The sequence below is a fragment of the Urechidicola sp. KH5 genome, from assembly GCF_054661455.1.
The window spans coordinates 105,628-120,635 of the sequence record NZ_BAAFSW010000003.1; the positions used below are offsets into that span (position 1 = coordinate 105,628).

The following is a 15,008-nucleotide window of genomic DNA, read 5'->3' on the forward strand; positions in this document are numbered from 1 at the left end:
ATAAACCAAAAAGGATTATGAGTTGTTTGTATAATATCAACGTTATTAAACGTTCTTTATTTTCTTACAATAACTTTTTCTGCCGCTTTTGCTACAGCTTCGGCATTTAATCCATATTTAGCCATTAATTGATCTGGAGTACCAGACTCACCAAAGCTATCATTTACACCTACAAATTCTTGTGGAGTAGGGTTGTTGGTAGCCAAAGTACGAGCTACACTTTCACCTAAACCACCAATTATATTGTGTTCTTCTGCTGTAACAATACATCTAGTTTTAGCCACAGATGCTAAAATAGCTTCTTCATCCAAAGGCTTTATTGTGTGTATATTAATTACTTCTGCACTAATACCTTTAGCTTTTAATTGCTCTGCAGCTTGCAACGATTCCCAGACTAAATGTCCTGTTGCAACAATAGTAACATCAGTACCCTCAGTTAATTGAATTGCTTTACCAATTACAAATGGCTGATCAGTATATTCTGGCATAAATACTGGAACTTTAGGTCGACCAAAACGCAAGTAAACAGGGCCTTCGTGTTCAGCAATTGCAATAGTTGCTGCTTTAGTTTGATTATAGTCACAAGGATTAATAACCGTCATTCCTGGTAACATTTTCATTAATCCAATATCTTCAAGAATTTGGTGCGTTGCACCATCTTCACCCAATGTTAACCCTGCGTGAGATGCACAAATTTTAACATTCTTATCTGAATAAGCAATTGATTGACGAATTTGATCGTACACTCTTCCTGTAGAGAAATTGGCAAATGTTCCTGTAAATGGAATTTTACCTCCGATAGTTAAACCAGCGGCAATACCCATCATATTGGCTTCTGCAATACCTACTTGAAAAAATCTTTCAGGATTCTCATCAATAAAAGTTTGCATTTTTAAAGACCCAATTAAATCTGCACATAATGCCACTACATTTGGGTTCGTTCTTCCTAAAATGGTTAAACCATCTCCAAAACCTGAACGAGTATCTTTTTTTTCTGTGTACGTGTATTTTTTCATTTTTAAGAGCTAATAATAATACGCATGCAAAAGTAATTGATTGTGTTAAAATATCGTACTAAAATTTCAACAATTCTGAGTATAATTTTTGAACAGGTAATCCCATAACATTAAAGTAGCTTCCTACTATTTTTTCAACACCAATCAAACCTATCCAATCTTGTATACCATAAGCTCCAGCTTTATCAAAAGGTTGATAATTTTCTATATAAAATTCTATCTCTTCTTTGCTTAGTTCTTTAAAGAATACGGTTGTAGTATCATTAAAAATTACCTTTTTAGAATTAGAACGCAAACAAACAGAACTCATAACCTCATGTGTTTTGCCAGATAAGGATTGTAAAATATTTTTTGCATCATCAACATCTTTTGGTTTCCCTAAGGCCTCTTGATTACTCCAAACGATCGTATCTGCCGTAATTAGCAAATCAGAATCTTTTAACTCTGTAAATGCATTCGATTTTAATTCACATAAATAGTCAGTAATTTCAGTTCCTTTCAATGTATCAGAAAATATTTCATCAACTTCTTTTGTTTGAATAGAAAAATCCAATTGAAGATCTTTAAAAAACTGATGTCTTCTAGGTGACCCAGAAGCGAGTATTATAGTATATTGTTGTAATGATTTCTCTAGCATTTATAACAAGGTTATTGAAAGTATCCCTAAAAGCATGATTAGCTTTAATAGACTACTCATTTTGTGATAATCTGATTTAGTTGTTGCCTTAAGCACTTTTATGCAAAAATATATTAAAGGTAGAATCAAAAGTATGATTGCATATAAAAATAAATAGCTATTTACATCAAACCTAAGTACTACCCATAAAATTGTAATTATAGTAAGAACAGTGAGAGCTAAGGCAATGTGCACTGTTCTTTTTCTACCAATTACAATAGGTAAGGTTAACATATCTAAGGCATAGTCTCCATTTATGTCTTCTATGTCTTTTACAAGTTCTCTAATAAAGTTTAATACGATGGAAAAGCACGTTAATCCGAGAATGATATAAAACAGATACATTCCATTCATCACTCCATTATCTTTAAAACTCGGAATAACGTCAATAATACCAATGAGGGCAATACTATAGCCAATTAGAAAAGATACAGTTAAATTACCAATGAATGCCAGTTGTTTGAGTTTATAAGAATAAAGAAACAGAAATATTGCAGACATAATGTAGGTGAAACCCAATATAGCGGCATTAATTTTAAGAGTAAAATAGATGCCAATTGCAATACCAACAACATTCAATACACCAAATAGCCACAATATACTTTTGGTAGAAAATTTTAGAATAGGCAATTCGGTCTTATTGATTGCGTCTGTTGCTTTATCAAAGTAATCATTAATAATATTTCCTGCTGCAGCAATACAGATTATAGAAAAAACAAACCAGATGAATTCTAAATCAGAAAGGGTAGGAGTATATTTAAATTTAGGATAGAGTACAAAACGAATTAAACAATTGATAAAGCCAATCATTAGCAAATTTTTAAATCGAATCAATTTAAAAAACGCCAAGACCATGTTATCTAAAGGATTTTTTAATACGATCTAAATCTCTTTTGTTATCTCTACTTTTTAAAGTCTCTCGTTTATCATACAATTTTTTACCTCTGGCAAGAGCAATATCCATTTTTGCCCAACCTTTATCTGTCATAAACAATTTTAGAGGAACTATTGTTAATCCAACGTTTTGAATCTCCTTTTGTAATTTTTTAAGTTCACGTTTATTTAATAAAAGTTTACGTGCACTTTTAGGTTGATGGTTGTAAAAATTACCATGCGAGTATTCTTCTATAAACATATTATTTACAAACAATTCTCCTGCCTCGTTAAATTCACAAAAACTTTCTGTAATTCGCGCTTTACTTGAACGAATACTTTTAATTTCCGTTCCACTCAAAACAATACCAGCAGTATAAACGTCTATAATCTCGTATTCAAAACGAGCTTTCTTATTTTGTATGTTTATTTTAGGTTGCATGAGCACAAAAGTAATTAAAAAGGCTTCAATGGGAAGCCTTTTTAATTAATCTAATTTTTTCATCCACTTTCGTCTGAGATCTAACTGCTCTTTGGTTGGAGTTTCAGAAAATCCAAATGTTACAGCTTCAGAATTAAAAGATACACCAATTTTAGCATAGTACTCTTCTAAAGGTAATTCGTTTGTATTTTTAACATACAATTCAAAAAAATCAGCTATTTCAGGATAGGTTTCATTGGTAAAATACTCAAAAAATGTAGCTTCATCAAATGGTGTATTTGGTCCAAATGTTTTGGCCATTTTCTTGATTACATCAATAAGTCCTACCTCACCATTAGAAAGTTCTAACAACCTAATATCTAATAGTCCTGCGACCAAAGCACCACGCATGTAGATATTTGAATATTGTTTATGTCCTTCTTCAGTATATGATTTTAAAGCTAAATCAAGTAAACTATAATCAGCATCAAAGTAATTACTATCGATATACACTTTACGCCTTAATTCCATAAAATAACTCTCATCGGTGTGAATGTCTGCACAGTACATCATCGCATGTGCTGCCCATTCAGTGACACCTTCATACAGCCATAAGTGTTGAGAAGGAATAGGTTCTATAAAATTAAATTCTTCAATAATTTCTGAGTGAATGTTTAACGGTGTTACTACATGAAAAAACTCGTGAGAAGCAACGTGTTTAAAACTCGTTTCAATGTTTTCCCAAGTATTTTCATCGTATACGTAAAAAGAGCTATAAGAATGTTCCCAAGCTCCTTTTGGACTTAATGGATTTGTTTCAAAAAATAATAAAAAGGTATAATGATCTACCGGCAATCCTCCTAGAAATTTATCGGCAGAAGTAATCATGTTTTCAACAGATTCTAATGCTTGTTGCGCTTCTATTTTATCGTTAGTAGAATAACTGTAAACATCAATAATGGTATTAGAAACTTTTGTAGATGCCTTAGATAGCTTACCTAATAGAATAGGTGAATCTACAACATGATCGTAATTATCGGCGATTAAAATACCTTCTGAATTAGGAGTTAAGGCGGTCCCCATTTTCCAACTTTCTGGTCTTTCGATGGTAATTTTCATTGGTAGATCTTGCAATCCCTTTAAATACCCAAAAACTGTTTGACCATTAATAATGGCATGATCATCTTCAATAGAGGAACCCGCCATTGGGTAAATGCTATTTTCAGTTACAGGTGTATCATAGGTTTCAGCAATCTCATAAATTATGGTTCTTACCTTTTTTGGTTTCGAAATTTCAAATTGATTAGTGCTTATTTGGGTCGTACGAATCATTCTTCCTTTTTTGTCTAGAGCAATAAATGATTGCACATAACGCCCCATATCCATAACTTGATAAGTACCTGGAGCGGTAGAAGCGAATTGAAAAATGTTATTTTCTGTATCTAACTTGGGAACAGTAACCTTAACTTTAAAAGTATCATCACTTCTATCGTTTAAATTAATAGTAAAAGCAATGTTTGCTTGCTTTGGTTTAAATTCAGAGTTATTATTGGCAGAGCATAATGCACCAGCTAACAGGAATAATACGATTAGTTTTCTCATAAGGCTGATTTTGTTAATCAAAACTAAGAAAGTCTTTGAATCAATTTTAAATGATATGCTAAAAATAATTTTTTTGAAATTAATGTGTGATAATTAAAGTAGTTATATCAAGGATTAAAAATAATTTAAAATTATTCTAAATAAACTTTGGTAGATTCATTTTGTATGTTACTTTTGTGGCATCAAAAAATCTTATTTTTAATAAATCTAAATAAAATGAATAACAGATTTCTATTGCTTTTAGCCGTTGCAGGATTACTATCAACCTCTTGTGATGATGATGATGACAACCCACCTCAAACAGTAGCTCCTACTGCCTATGAATTTGCTCGAAACGGAGTAACTTCAGTAGATTATAACGGACAAACCACTCGCATTGAAATGGGTGAGGAATTTATTGACGCATTAAAAGATGAAACTTTAACTGAGGCAGCTTTAGATGGCATGTTTGCACATGCTGAAGGAGATGCTGACTTCTCTGACCCTGATTTAAATGCCTCTTCAAAAAATATTAGAAGTAAGACTTCAGCATCTTCCGATTATTATGCCTCAAATACAACCGATGGTCAAGCTATCAAAGCTCAATTTGATGCGTGGATTGCAGAACAAGTTGCCGAAGTATTTCCGAATTGGGGAACCGATGCTGCTGCTGGAATAGCAGGTAAGATTCAAGAAAACGGTGGTGGATCTACTCGTTATGTGAATGGTAAAGGTGTTGAATTAAATCAAATTATTAACAAAGGTTTGATTGGTGGTTTAATGGCTGACCAAATGTTAAATAACTACTTAAGCACTGCAGTATTAGATGCTGCTACAAATGTAGAAGATAATAATAGTGGTACCTTAGCAACTGATAAAAATTATACAACAATGGAGCACAAATGGGATGAAGCATTTGGATACTTATATGGTACAGATAATGCAGCAAACCCTCAATTAGGGGCAGATAGTTTCCTTAATAAATATCTTGCTAAAGTTGAAAGTGACCCTGACTTTACTGGAATTGCAGATGATATTTACGATGCATTTAAATTAGGTAGAGCAGCAATTGTAAATAAAGATTACGAAACAAGAGATGCTCAAGCAGAAATTATTAGAGAAAAAATTTCAGAAGTAATTGGTGTAAGAGCTGTGTATTATTTGCAACAAGGAAAGAACAATTTAAGTACTGATACTGCAGCTGGATTTCATGATTTATCTGAGGGAATTGGATTTATCTATAGTCTTCAATTTACGAGACAACCAAATTCAACATCGCCATATTTTACAAAGGCCGAAGTTGAAGATTTTTATGATACCTTAATGGAAGGAAATGGTTTCTGGGATGTTTCTGCAGCTACATTAGAGGAAATGTCAGAAGATATAGCAGCTAAATTTACCTTTACAGTAGAGGAAGCTGGTAACTAAAAAAAATTAAATTGAAAAGTGATCTTTTAAGGTCACTTTTTTATACTTTTGCTACTTATATTTAGAATAAATTAAAATAATCATGGTAAAGAAAATTGTACTTGTTTTACTTTTTATCGGAACTGTTATTGCCTGTAGTTCTGATGATGGAGATAATGGTGGTGGAGGTCCTACAGATCCAGTAGATAATTTTGATAGAGGTGCTATGTTAACAAATTTAGCTGATAATGTTATTGTTCCTGCATTTAATGATTTTAGCGCGAAAATGACAGCGTTAAAAACGGCAGGTACCTCATTCACTGCTATGCCAAATCAAGCAAATTTAAATGCATTAAGAACTGCTTGGTATGATGCTTATAAAACATATCAAAAAGTTGAAATGTTTAATATAGGTAAGGCTGAAGAATTGGGATATAACTATTTTATGAATATTTACCCAGTAACTGTTGCTGATATTGAAGATAATGTTGCTAATGGAGGATATGATTTAGACCACCCGAATAATCACGATGCTCAAGGATTTCCTTCTTTAGACTATTTATTGTACGGTGTAGGAGCAGATGACACTGCTATTTTGGCCAAATACACATCAGATACCAATGCAAATGGTTATAAAATGTATGTTTCAGATGTTTTAAATCAAATGGAGAGTAAAACTTCTGAAGTAGTTGCTGATTGGAATGGAAGTTATAGAGATTTATTTGTTGCCAGTACTGGTAATACAGCTACAAGTTCAGTAAACAAGTTTGTAAACGATTTTATATACTATTACGAAAAAGGTTTAAGAGCAAATAAATTTGGAATACCAGCTGGTGTATTTTCGCCAACTACCTTACCCGAGAAAGTAGAAGCTTATTACAGCGATGATATTTCTAAGGAGTTATCGCTTATCGCACTTCAAGCGGTTCAAGATATATTTGTTGGTAGATATTATGGAATTAATGCCACAGGTGAAAGTTTTCACACATACTTGGTGTATTTGCAACGTTCAGATATTAGTAACGCTATTACCAGTCAACTTTCAGATGCAGAAACTGAAGTCAATCCTTTAATGGATAGTTTTTATGACCAGGTTATGAATGATAATGCTAAGATGACCATGGCTTATGATGAGCTTCAAAAGGCTGTTGTATTGTTAAAAGTTGATATGCTTCAAGCGTTTAATATTAACGTAGACTATATTGATGCCGATGGCGACTAATTCGAATTCTAGTATAAAATAAATAATATAACCTGAGCTAAATTTTATTGAATTTAGGCTCAGGTTCTTTTTTAAATATGTTCACCAAATACCTAAATAAACAAACAGATGGAGCTCCTTTAGTGGTGTTTAGAATGTTATTTGGGTTAATGATGTTTTTGAGTATTGTGAGGTTTTGGTGGAACGGTTGGATTGAAAAATTATACATAGACCCTATCTTTTCTTTTTCCTATTATGGATTCGAGTGGGTCAAACCATTAGGAAGCTATACATATATTCTTTTTTTAGTGTGTGCAATAGCAGCAATTGGTATTACAGTCGGCTTTAAGTATAGATGGTCGGTTTTGCTATTCTTTTTATCTTTTACCTACATAGAGTTAATGGATAAAACAACATATCTAAACCATTACTACTTTGTTAGCTTGCTGAGTTTTTTATTACTTTTTTTACCCGCAAACATACAATTTTCAATTGATGCTTATTTAAAAAATAAAAGTTACAAACAAGTACCAAGTTGGACTATTGATAGTATTAAACTACTTTTAAGTATTGTTTATTTCTATGCTGGTTTAGCTAAATTAAATTCAGATTGGTTGTTTAGAGCAATGCCCCTTAAAATATGGTTGCCATCTAAATATGATTTACCTTTAATAGGTCAAAACTTAATGCAGCAAGATTGGTTTCATTATACAATGAGTTGGGGAGGAGCAATTTATGACTTGACTATTCCATTTTTACTATTGTATAAAAGAACAAGATTGTTCGCTTTTGTATTGGTATTATTTTTCCACATTTTTACACGAGTACTATTTCCAATTGGTATGTTTCCTTATATCATGATCGTTAGTTCTCTTATCTTTTTTGATGCCAAGTTACATCGCAAGATATTAAGTAAAATCAAACAACTTTTTAAATTGAAAACAATTCAGAATACTTTTGAAATTTTTGATTATTCATTTGCATATAGAAAAATGATACAAGGCATAGTTGCTGTATTTTTTGTAATTCAGTTTGTATTGCCTTGGCGTTATTTATTATATCCTGGAGAGTTGTTTTGGACTGAAGAAGGGTTTCGTTTCTCTTGGCGTGTAATGCTAATCGAAAAAATGGGGAATGCCAGTTTTAAAATAGTTGACGGTAAATCTAAAGAATCGTTTTACGTGGATAACTCTAATTTTTTAACCTATTTTCAAGAAAAGCAAATGAGTTTTCAACCAGACTTTATTTTGGAATACGCACATTATTTAGGTAACCATTTTACTAAAATGGGAATGCAAAATGTAGAAGTGTATGTTGATTGTTTTGTTGCTCTTAATGGAAGAATGAGCACCCAGTTTGTAAACCCCAAAGTAAATTTAATGAATGAAAAAGAATCGTTTAAACACAAAAATTGGATTATTCCTTTTAATGATTCTATAAAAATAAAAGGCCTCTAAAGACTATGAATTTAAAAGTGTGCTTAGCGTTAATTATTTGTGTGATTGGTACCACAACTTTTGCCCAGAATACCGTATCAGGAGTTGTGCTAAATCAATTAAATGAACCTATCCCTGATGTAACTGTTTATAATAAAAGTGGCGGAATACTAGCCGAAACTATTGAAAATGGTTCCTTTTCTTTTGGTACCGATAAATCTCAAATTACAGTCATCTTTTTTACTGATAATTTTATGATTAAAGAGCTTGAAATTGATGTTTCGAGTTCAAATGGCTTAACGATTAATTTAGAACCATTTTTTGAAGAGCTAACAGAAATTGCTATTAATGCACGTAGAACTAAAGTGTTTGAATTAGAACGCTTAAAAGATGTTGAAGGTACCGCCATTTATGCTGGGAAAAAGACGGAGGTAATATTAGTCGGTCAGTCTACAGCTAATTTGGCTACAAACAATGCAAGACAAATCTATAATCAAATTGCAGGATTAAATATTTACGAAAATGATGATGCAGGCCTACAATTAAATATTGGTGGTAGAGGGTTAGATCCTAATAGAACGGCTAATTTTAACACCCGCCAGAATGGGTATGACATAAGTGCCGATGTGCTGGGGTATCCTGAAAGCTACTATACACCTGCTTCAGAAGGTCTAGAAGAGATTCAAATTATTAGGGGGGCAGCCTCTTTACAATATGGAACACAGTTTGGTGGTTTGGTTAATTTTGTTACCAAAAGACCCAATAGAAACAAGCCTTTTGAATTAATAACTAGAAATACAGCAGGTAGTAACGGACTATACACGAACTTCACAAGTGTTAGTGGTACGAAGAATAAGCTTTCTTACTATGGTTATGTTAACTTTAAAAAGGGTGACGGTTTTAGACCTAATTCTGAATTTGATTCTCAAAACTACTTCGGTTATATAGCTTATCAAATAAACCATCGTAATAAGATTTCTGCTGAAATTACGTATATGGATTATTTGGCGCAGCAAGCAGGAGGTTTGACTGATAGAATGTTTGAGGAAGATCCATATCAAAGTAATAGAAAGCGAAACTGGTTTCAGGTACATTGGCTATTATACAATCTGCAATGGGCACATACTTTCTCTGAAAACACTAATTTTACATTTAACTTTTTTGGTTTAGACGCGAGTAGAGATGCCGTAGGGTTTAGAACTAATAGAGTTAGTCAAGTAGATCCTGGTACCGAAAGAGATCTGTTAAAAGGAACCTTCCAAAATTTTGGTTTTGAAGCTCGCTTACTACATAAATACAAAGCATTTGGTAAGGTATCAACATTTTTAGTTGGAACCAAATTTTACAATGCTTTTAATACCAATAAGCAAGGTCCAGGTTCTGATGGGTCAGATGCTGATTTTGATTTTTATCTTAATGAATATCCAAACTACCCAAGGCAATCAGATAGTAAGTTTCCAAATAGAAACATTGCGGTGTTTGGAGAGAACATCTTTTATTTAAACAACCGTTTATCTGTTACACCTGGTCTTAGATTTGAATACATTAAAACACAGAGAGATGAACGTATTAAGGATATTGTTACAGATGGTGCCGGTAATGTTATTGATGAGAACTTGCGAGATGAAGAAGAAACCAAAGAACGATCTTTCTTATTAGCTGGTTTAGGTATAAGTTACAAACCTTCTGATGCAATGGAATTGTACGGAAATATTTCACAGAACTATCGTTCTGTAACATTTTCAGACATTAGTACGGCTAATCCTGCTTTTGAAATAGCACCTGATATTACAGATGAAAAAGGGTTTAGTACAGATATAGGAATTAGAGGTAATTTCAATAATTTCTTTTCGTATGATGCCAATGTATTTGGCTTATTCTATAATGATAGAATTAATATTTACACAAGAGATGATGGTAAGGCAGAGCGTGCCAATATTGGAGATGCAAGAATTCTTGGTTTTGAAAGTTTGGTAGATTTTAATTTGATGAATCTTTTTGATGACAGTTCAAATTATAGATTTAACTATTTTATCAATTCTTCTTTTATTACATCAGAGTATACCAAGTCTGAAATCAATGGAGTAGTAGGTAATGAAGTTGAATTTGTACCAAAAGTAAATATTAAAACTGGTGTTCGATTTGGTTATAAAAACTTAATGGCTAGTGTTCAATATTCGTATTTATCAACTCAGTATTCAGATGCTACTAATGCAGTTTCTGGAGGTTTAAGTGGTGTTACTGGTGAAATACCCGCTTATGATATTTTAGATATATCTGCTTCGTATTCTTATAAGTTTTTAAAATTAGAAGCAGGAATAAATAATGTTTTAGACAATCCTTATTTTACAAGAAGAGCAACTGGATATCCTGGTCCAGGTATTATCCCATCTGCTCCTCTAAATTGGTTTACAACCTTACAAATTAAGATATAGTTCTTATTGCATTAATTCATCTAGAGCTTCTTTTAAATCGTTTAATGCAGCCGTTTCATCTACGGATAGAACATTATTTAAAAGATTTGGAGCTTCCATACTGTTTGCTTGTAAATCAAAGAAACGTTCTTGTCATTATCAAATTTTAGGTATTTATAACGCTCATTTCGAATGGTGACATCAGAGCCTCCTGTGTCTTTTCCGCTTTGGGCGAACACATAAGTTCTACTCTCAGCAGTATCCGCAGAAAAGTAATGACTAAAATCGTAACTATCGTGAATTTGAGAGACATCAGCTCCGGCTAAGGTGACAATGGTTGCAAATAAATCTGAAGCATTCACCAATCTACTATCAGTAGCACCTGTACGTGTCACATTTTTACCAGTTACAATTAATGGAACATTTACTCCTCCTTGATAGATACTGCCTTTTTCTTTGTTGCTTGCATATTCTTGTGCTACTTTATTAGGTGTACCATTATCTCCAATAAAAATTATCACCGTATTATCTCTTTCTTGAAATTAACACATAAATAAATAAAACGCTTCCAATAAGAAGTATAAGCCACCAATTAGATTGCTGATCTTTAATAGTTAATTGAATCACGGGAATATCAGCCGTAGTGATATAGCTTTCCTTATAATTGTCTTTAGAGACTTTATGAATGTTTTTATGATTGGACTTAACATTAAACATCATACTATTTTTAATACTTTCTGCCCCTAATCCATCAAAAGTGAACTGATAATCGCTTTGGTGAGATCTATTTTCTGTTGGAAGAACTTTAACAGATTTTAATGGCAATACTTCACCTTTTAAGTTTTTAACAATTAAATGGTATTCAACATATTCAAAAAATCCATTTTCAAAAGCGGTTGTATCCTTTGTATTTTTTAGGGTAGGTTTGAATTTTAATACAGACTTTCTTAAAGTCCAAGGAAATTTGGCATGAATAATAGTTTCTGTATCATTTTCTAATACTTTATAATACGCCTTGTCGGTGTCGTGTGCTAACGCAGTTACTGCGTTTAAGTAACATACTAAAAGAATTAATTTTTTCATTATCTGTCTACTGTAAAATCGTTTGAAGGAGTTCCTTTAAAATATCTTGGGATACTAGGGAAAGCATCGGTAATCATATAATAGTATGTGCCACTAGGGTATTCTGGTGTAACACCATATCTACCATTAGCATTGTCTAAATAGCCTAAACCTTCAGTGTATTGGTAATCATTTGAATAAACACCATCATAAACATCGCAAGGAGCAGTTATTCCATCACCTGATCTATTTCCTGATTTTAATTCATAACTACTGTTCATTTCAATAACGGTTGAATTTCTATCATCAGGATCGCTATAGACATACTTATAATAAATAGGAAATCCAACTGCAGCATAACCAATCATAGTCATGGTATTACTCTGAAAGTTTAAAGATTCTAAATATAAAGTAGGCGCGCTATGGTAGTGGTATTTTCCATTAGACTGAACATGAGCGTTATTGCAATCGAGTCCGAGACCAACATTTAAGGCTTCTAAATTCCAATCCCAATTTACATTTGGACCCATAATATCTGTATGCGGAAATGGCTCAGCAGCTTCAGGACCTAACAAAAGTCCATTAAGTAAAATACCAAATTCAAAATCTGGTCCATCACTGCCTAATAAAGGAGTTAAGCTTACTGCCAAACTAGGATTTTTTGTGAAGGTATGCGACATATTTTGAGGTTTAATAGTATTTGGGTTTAAAGAACCTCGCCCTTATCCGAATAGACCAACATTATGATTAGGGATACTATTTGAGTTTATGGTAATTGTTGTTATAGTTTCTGTTAAACTGTATTCAGAAGTAAATCTCAACGTTTCATTACAAGCACCACGAGATGCATCTAACATTTGGTTTGAGTTACAGTTGTCTTCCAAGACAGGGTCCTGCTCTGCAACATCATCGTGAGACGAGCAGGCAGTATAAATAAACAAAGAAATAAATACAGATTTAATAGAGAGATATTTCATAGTTGTAAGTTTATACATATAAAGACTATGCAGTTTTATCGAGGTTTAATCTGAACTTAACTTTTTTTTAATACCCTAAGATAATCAATAACTTTAAGAAATAACGTATATTTGCACGCAATTAAATTTTAATTGCACTATGATTTCAGATACCACTAAGTTTGTAGGAGAAGGATTAACGTATGACGATGTACTTTTAATTCCGGCCTATTCAGAAGTTCTTCCGAGAGAAGTAAGCATTCAAACCAAATTCACTAAAAATATCACCTTAAACACACCAATTGTATCAGCTGCCATGGATACAGTAACAGAGTCGGCTATGGCAATAGCTATGGCGCGTGAAGGAGGTATTGGTGTGCTTCATAAAAACATGACGATTGAGCAGCAAGCAGGGGAGGTTAGAAAAGTAAAGCGTTCTGAGTCAGGTATGATTATCGAGCCTGTTACTGTTGCAAAAGAAGCTACAGTTTTTGATGCAAAAGCTTTGATGAAAGAATATAGTATCGGAGGTATACCTGTAGTTGACGATTCGGGTACATTAATTGGTATTGTAACCAATAGAGATTTGCGTTTTGAAAAACGTAATGACAGAAAGATTGCAGAAATTATGACTTCAGAGAATTTGGTTACAGTTGCAGAAGGAACTTCTTTAAAGGATGCTGAGACTATTTTACAAGACAATAAGATTGAAAAATTACCTGTGGTTGATTCGAACTATAAATTGGTTGGATTAATTACGTATAGAGATATTATTAAGGTGAAAGAAAACCCATTAGCTAACAAAGATTCTTATGGAAGATTAAGAGTTGCAGCGGCTATTGGCGTAACTGGAGATGCTATTGATAGGGCTGGAGCCTTGATTAAAGCAGGTGTAGACGCTTTAATTGTTGATACGGCTCATGGGCATACAAAGGGTGTGGTAAGTATATTGAAAGATATTAAGGCAAAGTATCCTGACACAGATGTGGTTGTTGGAAATATTGCTACTGCCGAAGCAGCAAAATATTTAGTAGAGGCTGGAGCAGATGCTGTGAAAGTTGGTATTGGTCCAGGATCTATTTGTACAACAAGAGTTGTAGCTGGTGTTGGTTTTCCTCAATTATCTGCAGTTTTACAAGTATCAAAAGCAATCAAAGGTACTGGTATACCTGTAATTGCAGATGGTGGTATTAGATATACCGGAGACATTCCAAAAGCTATTGCTGCAGGTGCTGATTGTGTTATGTTAGGTTCTTTATTAGCAGGTACTAAAGAGTCACCAGGTGAAACTATTATATTCGAAGGAAGAAAGTTTAAGTCTTACAGAGGAATGGGTTCTGTTGAGGCTATGAAACAAGGCTCAAAAGATCGTTATTTTCAAGATGTTGAAGATGATATAAAGAAATTAGTTCCTGAGGGTATCGTTGGACGTGTGCCTTATAAAGGAGAGCTGGCAGAAACTATGCATCAATTTATTGGAGGCTTAAGAGCGGGTATGGGATACTGCGGTGCTCAGGATATTGAACTGCAAAAAACGGCGCAATTTGTTAAAATTACTTCTTCGGGTATCGCTGAAAGTCATCCACATAATGTGACTATTACTAAAGAGTCCCCAAATTATTCTAGAAGATAATTAGGATTAAAAATATTCATAAAAAGTCACCCAATCGGGTGGCTTTTTTTATTCAGTTCGTTTTTTGGTTGCTTCATCTTTTGTTTTAGATACTTTACCTATTGTTTTAGTTGCTTCACTTGTTTTTCAAGTCTTTAGACCCTATAGCTGTTATACATTTGCATCGAATTACGAAACAAATATAGTTGAGTAAATTTAATTTTCCCAATGTAGATCAGTTTCGATTTGTAACCCCCACGAGTTACTCTATTTGAGTTTTTTAAATATTGTGACTTGACATTTCGGAACTGATTTTTCTATAAATAGAGTTATCAGAGTACTCCATATAATTT

The 15,008-nt window shown here is 33.0% G+C and carries 14 protein-coding genes; 5 read left to right on the top strand and 9 right to left on the bottom strand.

Going from position 1 to position 15,008, the window contains the following annotated elements:
• Nucleotides 1-56: 56 nt before the first annotated feature.
• From ACYQ5R_RS08965 to ACYQ5R_RS08985, 5 genes are read right to left on the bottom strand one after another with little or no spacing between them, the layout of a single operon-like run.
• Nucleotides 57-1,016 (bottom strand): transketolase family protein, encoded by a 960-nt coding sequence (locus ACYQ5R_RS08965; protein WP_460190596.1) that lies wholly within the window; start codon nucleotides 1,014-1,016, stop codon nucleotides 57-59.
• A 58-nt stretch (nucleotides 1,017-1,074) separates the two neighbouring features.
• Complete coding sequence (locus ACYQ5R_RS08970; protein ID WP_460190597.1) at nucleotides 1,075-1,653, bottom strand: Maf family nucleotide pyrophosphatase; 579 nt, start codon at nucleotides 1,651-1,653, stop codon at nucleotides 1,075-1,077.
• Nucleotides 1,654-2,502 (bottom strand): geranylgeranylglycerol-phosphate geranylgeranyltransferase, encoded by an 849-nt coding sequence (locus ACYQ5R_RS08975; RefSeq protein ID WP_460190598.1) that lies wholly within the window; start codon nucleotides 2,500-2,502, stop codon nucleotides 1,654-1,656.
• 46 nt (nucleotides 2,503-2,548) lie between these two features.
• Entirely contained in the window at nucleotides 2,549-3,007 is a 459-nt protein-coding gene (gene smpB, locus ACYQ5R_RS08980) for an SsrA-binding protein SmpB (protein WP_460190599.1), read from the bottom strand.
• A 45-nt stretch (nucleotides 3,008-3,052) separates the two neighbouring features.
• Nucleotides 3,053-4,588, bottom strand: a complete 1,536-nt coding sequence (locus tag ACYQ5R_RS08985; protein WP_460190600.1) for a M61 family metallopeptidase — start codon at nucleotides 4,586-4,588, stop codon at nucleotides 3,053-3,055.
• 216 nt (nucleotides 4,589-4,804) lie between these two features.
• Here ACYQ5R_RS08985 and ACYQ5R_RS08990 point away from each other — a divergent pair, with 216 nt between their 5' ends.
• The 4 genes from ACYQ5R_RS08990 (at nucleotide 4,805) to ACYQ5R_RS09005 (ending at nucleotide 11,046) form a co-directional block, all read left to right on the top strand.
• Nucleotides 4,805-5,995 (top strand): DUF4856 domain-containing protein, encoded by a 1,191-nt coding sequence (locus ACYQ5R_RS08990; protein ID WP_460190601.1) that lies wholly within the window; start codon nucleotides 4,805-4,807, stop codon nucleotides 5,993-5,995.
• 82 nt (nucleotides 5,996-6,077) lie between these two features.
• Nucleotides 6,078-7,196, top strand: coding sequence for an imelysin family protein (locus tag ACYQ5R_RS08995; RefSeq protein ID WP_460190602.1), 1,119 nt, complete (start codon nucleotides 6,078-6,080; stop codon nucleotides 7,194-7,196).
• 77 nt (nucleotides 7,197-7,273) lie between these two features.
• Nucleotides 7,274-8,632 (top strand): HTTM domain-containing protein, encoded by a 1,359-nt coding sequence (locus tag ACYQ5R_RS09000; protein ID WP_460190603.1) that lies wholly within the window; start codon nucleotides 7,274-7,276, stop codon nucleotides 8,630-8,632.
• Nucleotides 8,633-8,637: 5 nt separating this feature from the next.
• On the top strand, nucleotides 8,638-11,046 hold the full coding sequence (locus tag ACYQ5R_RS09005) for a TonB-dependent receptor family protein (protein ID WP_460190604.1): 2,409 nt from the start codon (nucleotides 8,638-8,640) through the stop codon (nucleotides 11,044-11,046).
• A 77-nt stretch (nucleotides 11,047-11,123) separates the two neighbouring features.
• On the opposite strand, the gene ACYQ5R_RS09010 is transcribed toward ACYQ5R_RS09005, so the two are convergent.
• The 4 genes from ACYQ5R_RS09010 to ACYQ5R_RS09025 are packed head-to-tail and all read right to left on the bottom strand — an operon-like array spanning nucleotide 11,124 to nucleotide 13,064.
• Nucleotides 11,124-11,546, bottom strand: a complete 423-nt coding sequence (locus ACYQ5R_RS09010; protein WP_460190605.1) for a sulfatase-like hydrolase/transferase — start codon at nucleotides 11,544-11,546, stop codon at nucleotides 11,124-11,126.
• 4 nt (nucleotides 11,547-11,550) lie between these two features.
• Entirely contained in the window at nucleotides 11,551-12,108 is a 558-nt protein-coding gene (locus ACYQ5R_RS09015) for a hypothetical protein (protein WP_460190606.1), read from the bottom strand.
• Nucleotides 12,108-12,767: a YHYH protein gene (locus ACYQ5R_RS09020; RefSeq protein ID WP_460190607.1), complete on the bottom strand. Its 660-nt coding sequence runs from the start codon at nucleotides 12,765-12,767 to the stop codon at nucleotides 12,108-12,110. Before ACYQ5R_RS09020 ends, ACYQ5R_RS09015 begins: the two co-directional genes overlap by 1 nt.
• Before the next feature lie 42 nt (nucleotides 12,768-12,809).
• Nucleotides 12,810-13,064 (bottom strand): hypothetical protein, encoded by a 255-nt coding sequence (locus tag ACYQ5R_RS09025; protein WP_460190608.1) that lies wholly within the window; start codon nucleotides 13,062-13,064, stop codon nucleotides 12,810-12,812.
• Between the two features lie 139 nt (nucleotides 13,065-13,203).
• Here ACYQ5R_RS09025 and guaB point away from each other — a divergent pair, with 139 nt between their 5' ends.
• Nucleotides 13,204-14,676: an IMP dehydrogenase gene (gene guaB, locus ACYQ5R_RS09030; protein ID WP_460190609.1), complete on the top strand. Its 1,473-nt coding sequence runs from the start codon at nucleotides 13,204-13,206 to the stop codon at nucleotides 14,674-14,676.
• The last annotated feature ends 332 nt before the right edge of the window (nucleotides 14,677-15,008 follow it).

Excerpts from the sequence above, each read along its gene's own strand:
- ACYQ5R_RS08965 (WP_460190596.1), bottom strand. The coding sequence starts at position 1,016 with ATGAAAAAATACACGTACACAGAAAAAAAAGATACTCGTTCAGGTTTT.
- ACYQ5R_RS08970 (WP_460190597.1), bottom strand. The coding sequence starts at position 1,653 with ATGCTAGAGAAATCATTACAACAATATACTATAATACTCGCTTCTGGG.
- ACYQ5R_RS08975 (WP_460190598.1), bottom strand. The coding sequence starts at position 2,502 with ATGATTGGCTTTATCAATTGTTTAATTCGTTTTGTACTCTATCCTAAA.
- smpB (WP_460190599.1), bottom strand. The coding sequence starts at position 3,007 with ATGCAACCTAAAATAAACATACAAAATAAGAAAGCTCGTTTTGAATAC.
- ACYQ5R_RS08985 (WP_460190600.1), bottom strand. The coding sequence starts at position 4,588 with ATGAGAAAACTAATCGTATTATTCCTGTTAGCTGGTGCATTATGCTCT.
- ACYQ5R_RS08990 (WP_460190601.1), top strand. The coding sequence starts at position 4,805 with ATGAATAACAGATTTCTATTGCTTTTAGCCGTTGCAGGATTACTATCA.
- ACYQ5R_RS08995 (WP_460190602.1), top strand. The coding sequence starts at position 6,078 with ATGGTAAAGAAAATTGTACTTGTTTTACTTTTTATCGGAACTGTTATT.
- ACYQ5R_RS09000 (WP_460190603.1), top strand. The coding sequence starts at position 7,274 with ATGTTCACCAAATACCTAAATAAACAAACAGATGGAGCTCCTTTAGTG.
- ACYQ5R_RS09005 (WP_460190604.1), top strand. The coding sequence starts at position 8,638 with ATGAATTTAAAAGTGTGCTTAGCGTTAATTATTTGTGTGATTGGTACC.
- ACYQ5R_RS09015 (WP_460190606.1), bottom strand. The coding sequence starts at position 12,108 with ATGAAAAAATTAATTCTTTTAGTATGTTACTTAAACGCAGTAACTGCG.
- ACYQ5R_RS09020 (WP_460190607.1), bottom strand. The coding sequence starts at position 12,767 with ATGTCGCATACCTTCACAAAAAATCCTAGTTTGGCAGTAAGCTTAACT.
- ACYQ5R_RS09025 (WP_460190608.1), bottom strand. The coding sequence starts at position 13,064 with ATGAAATATCTCTCTATTAAATCTGTATTTATTTCTTTGTTTATTTAT.
- guaB (WP_460190609.1), top strand. The coding sequence starts at position 13,204 with ATGATTTCAGATACCACTAAGTTTGTAGGAGAAGGATTAACGTATGAC.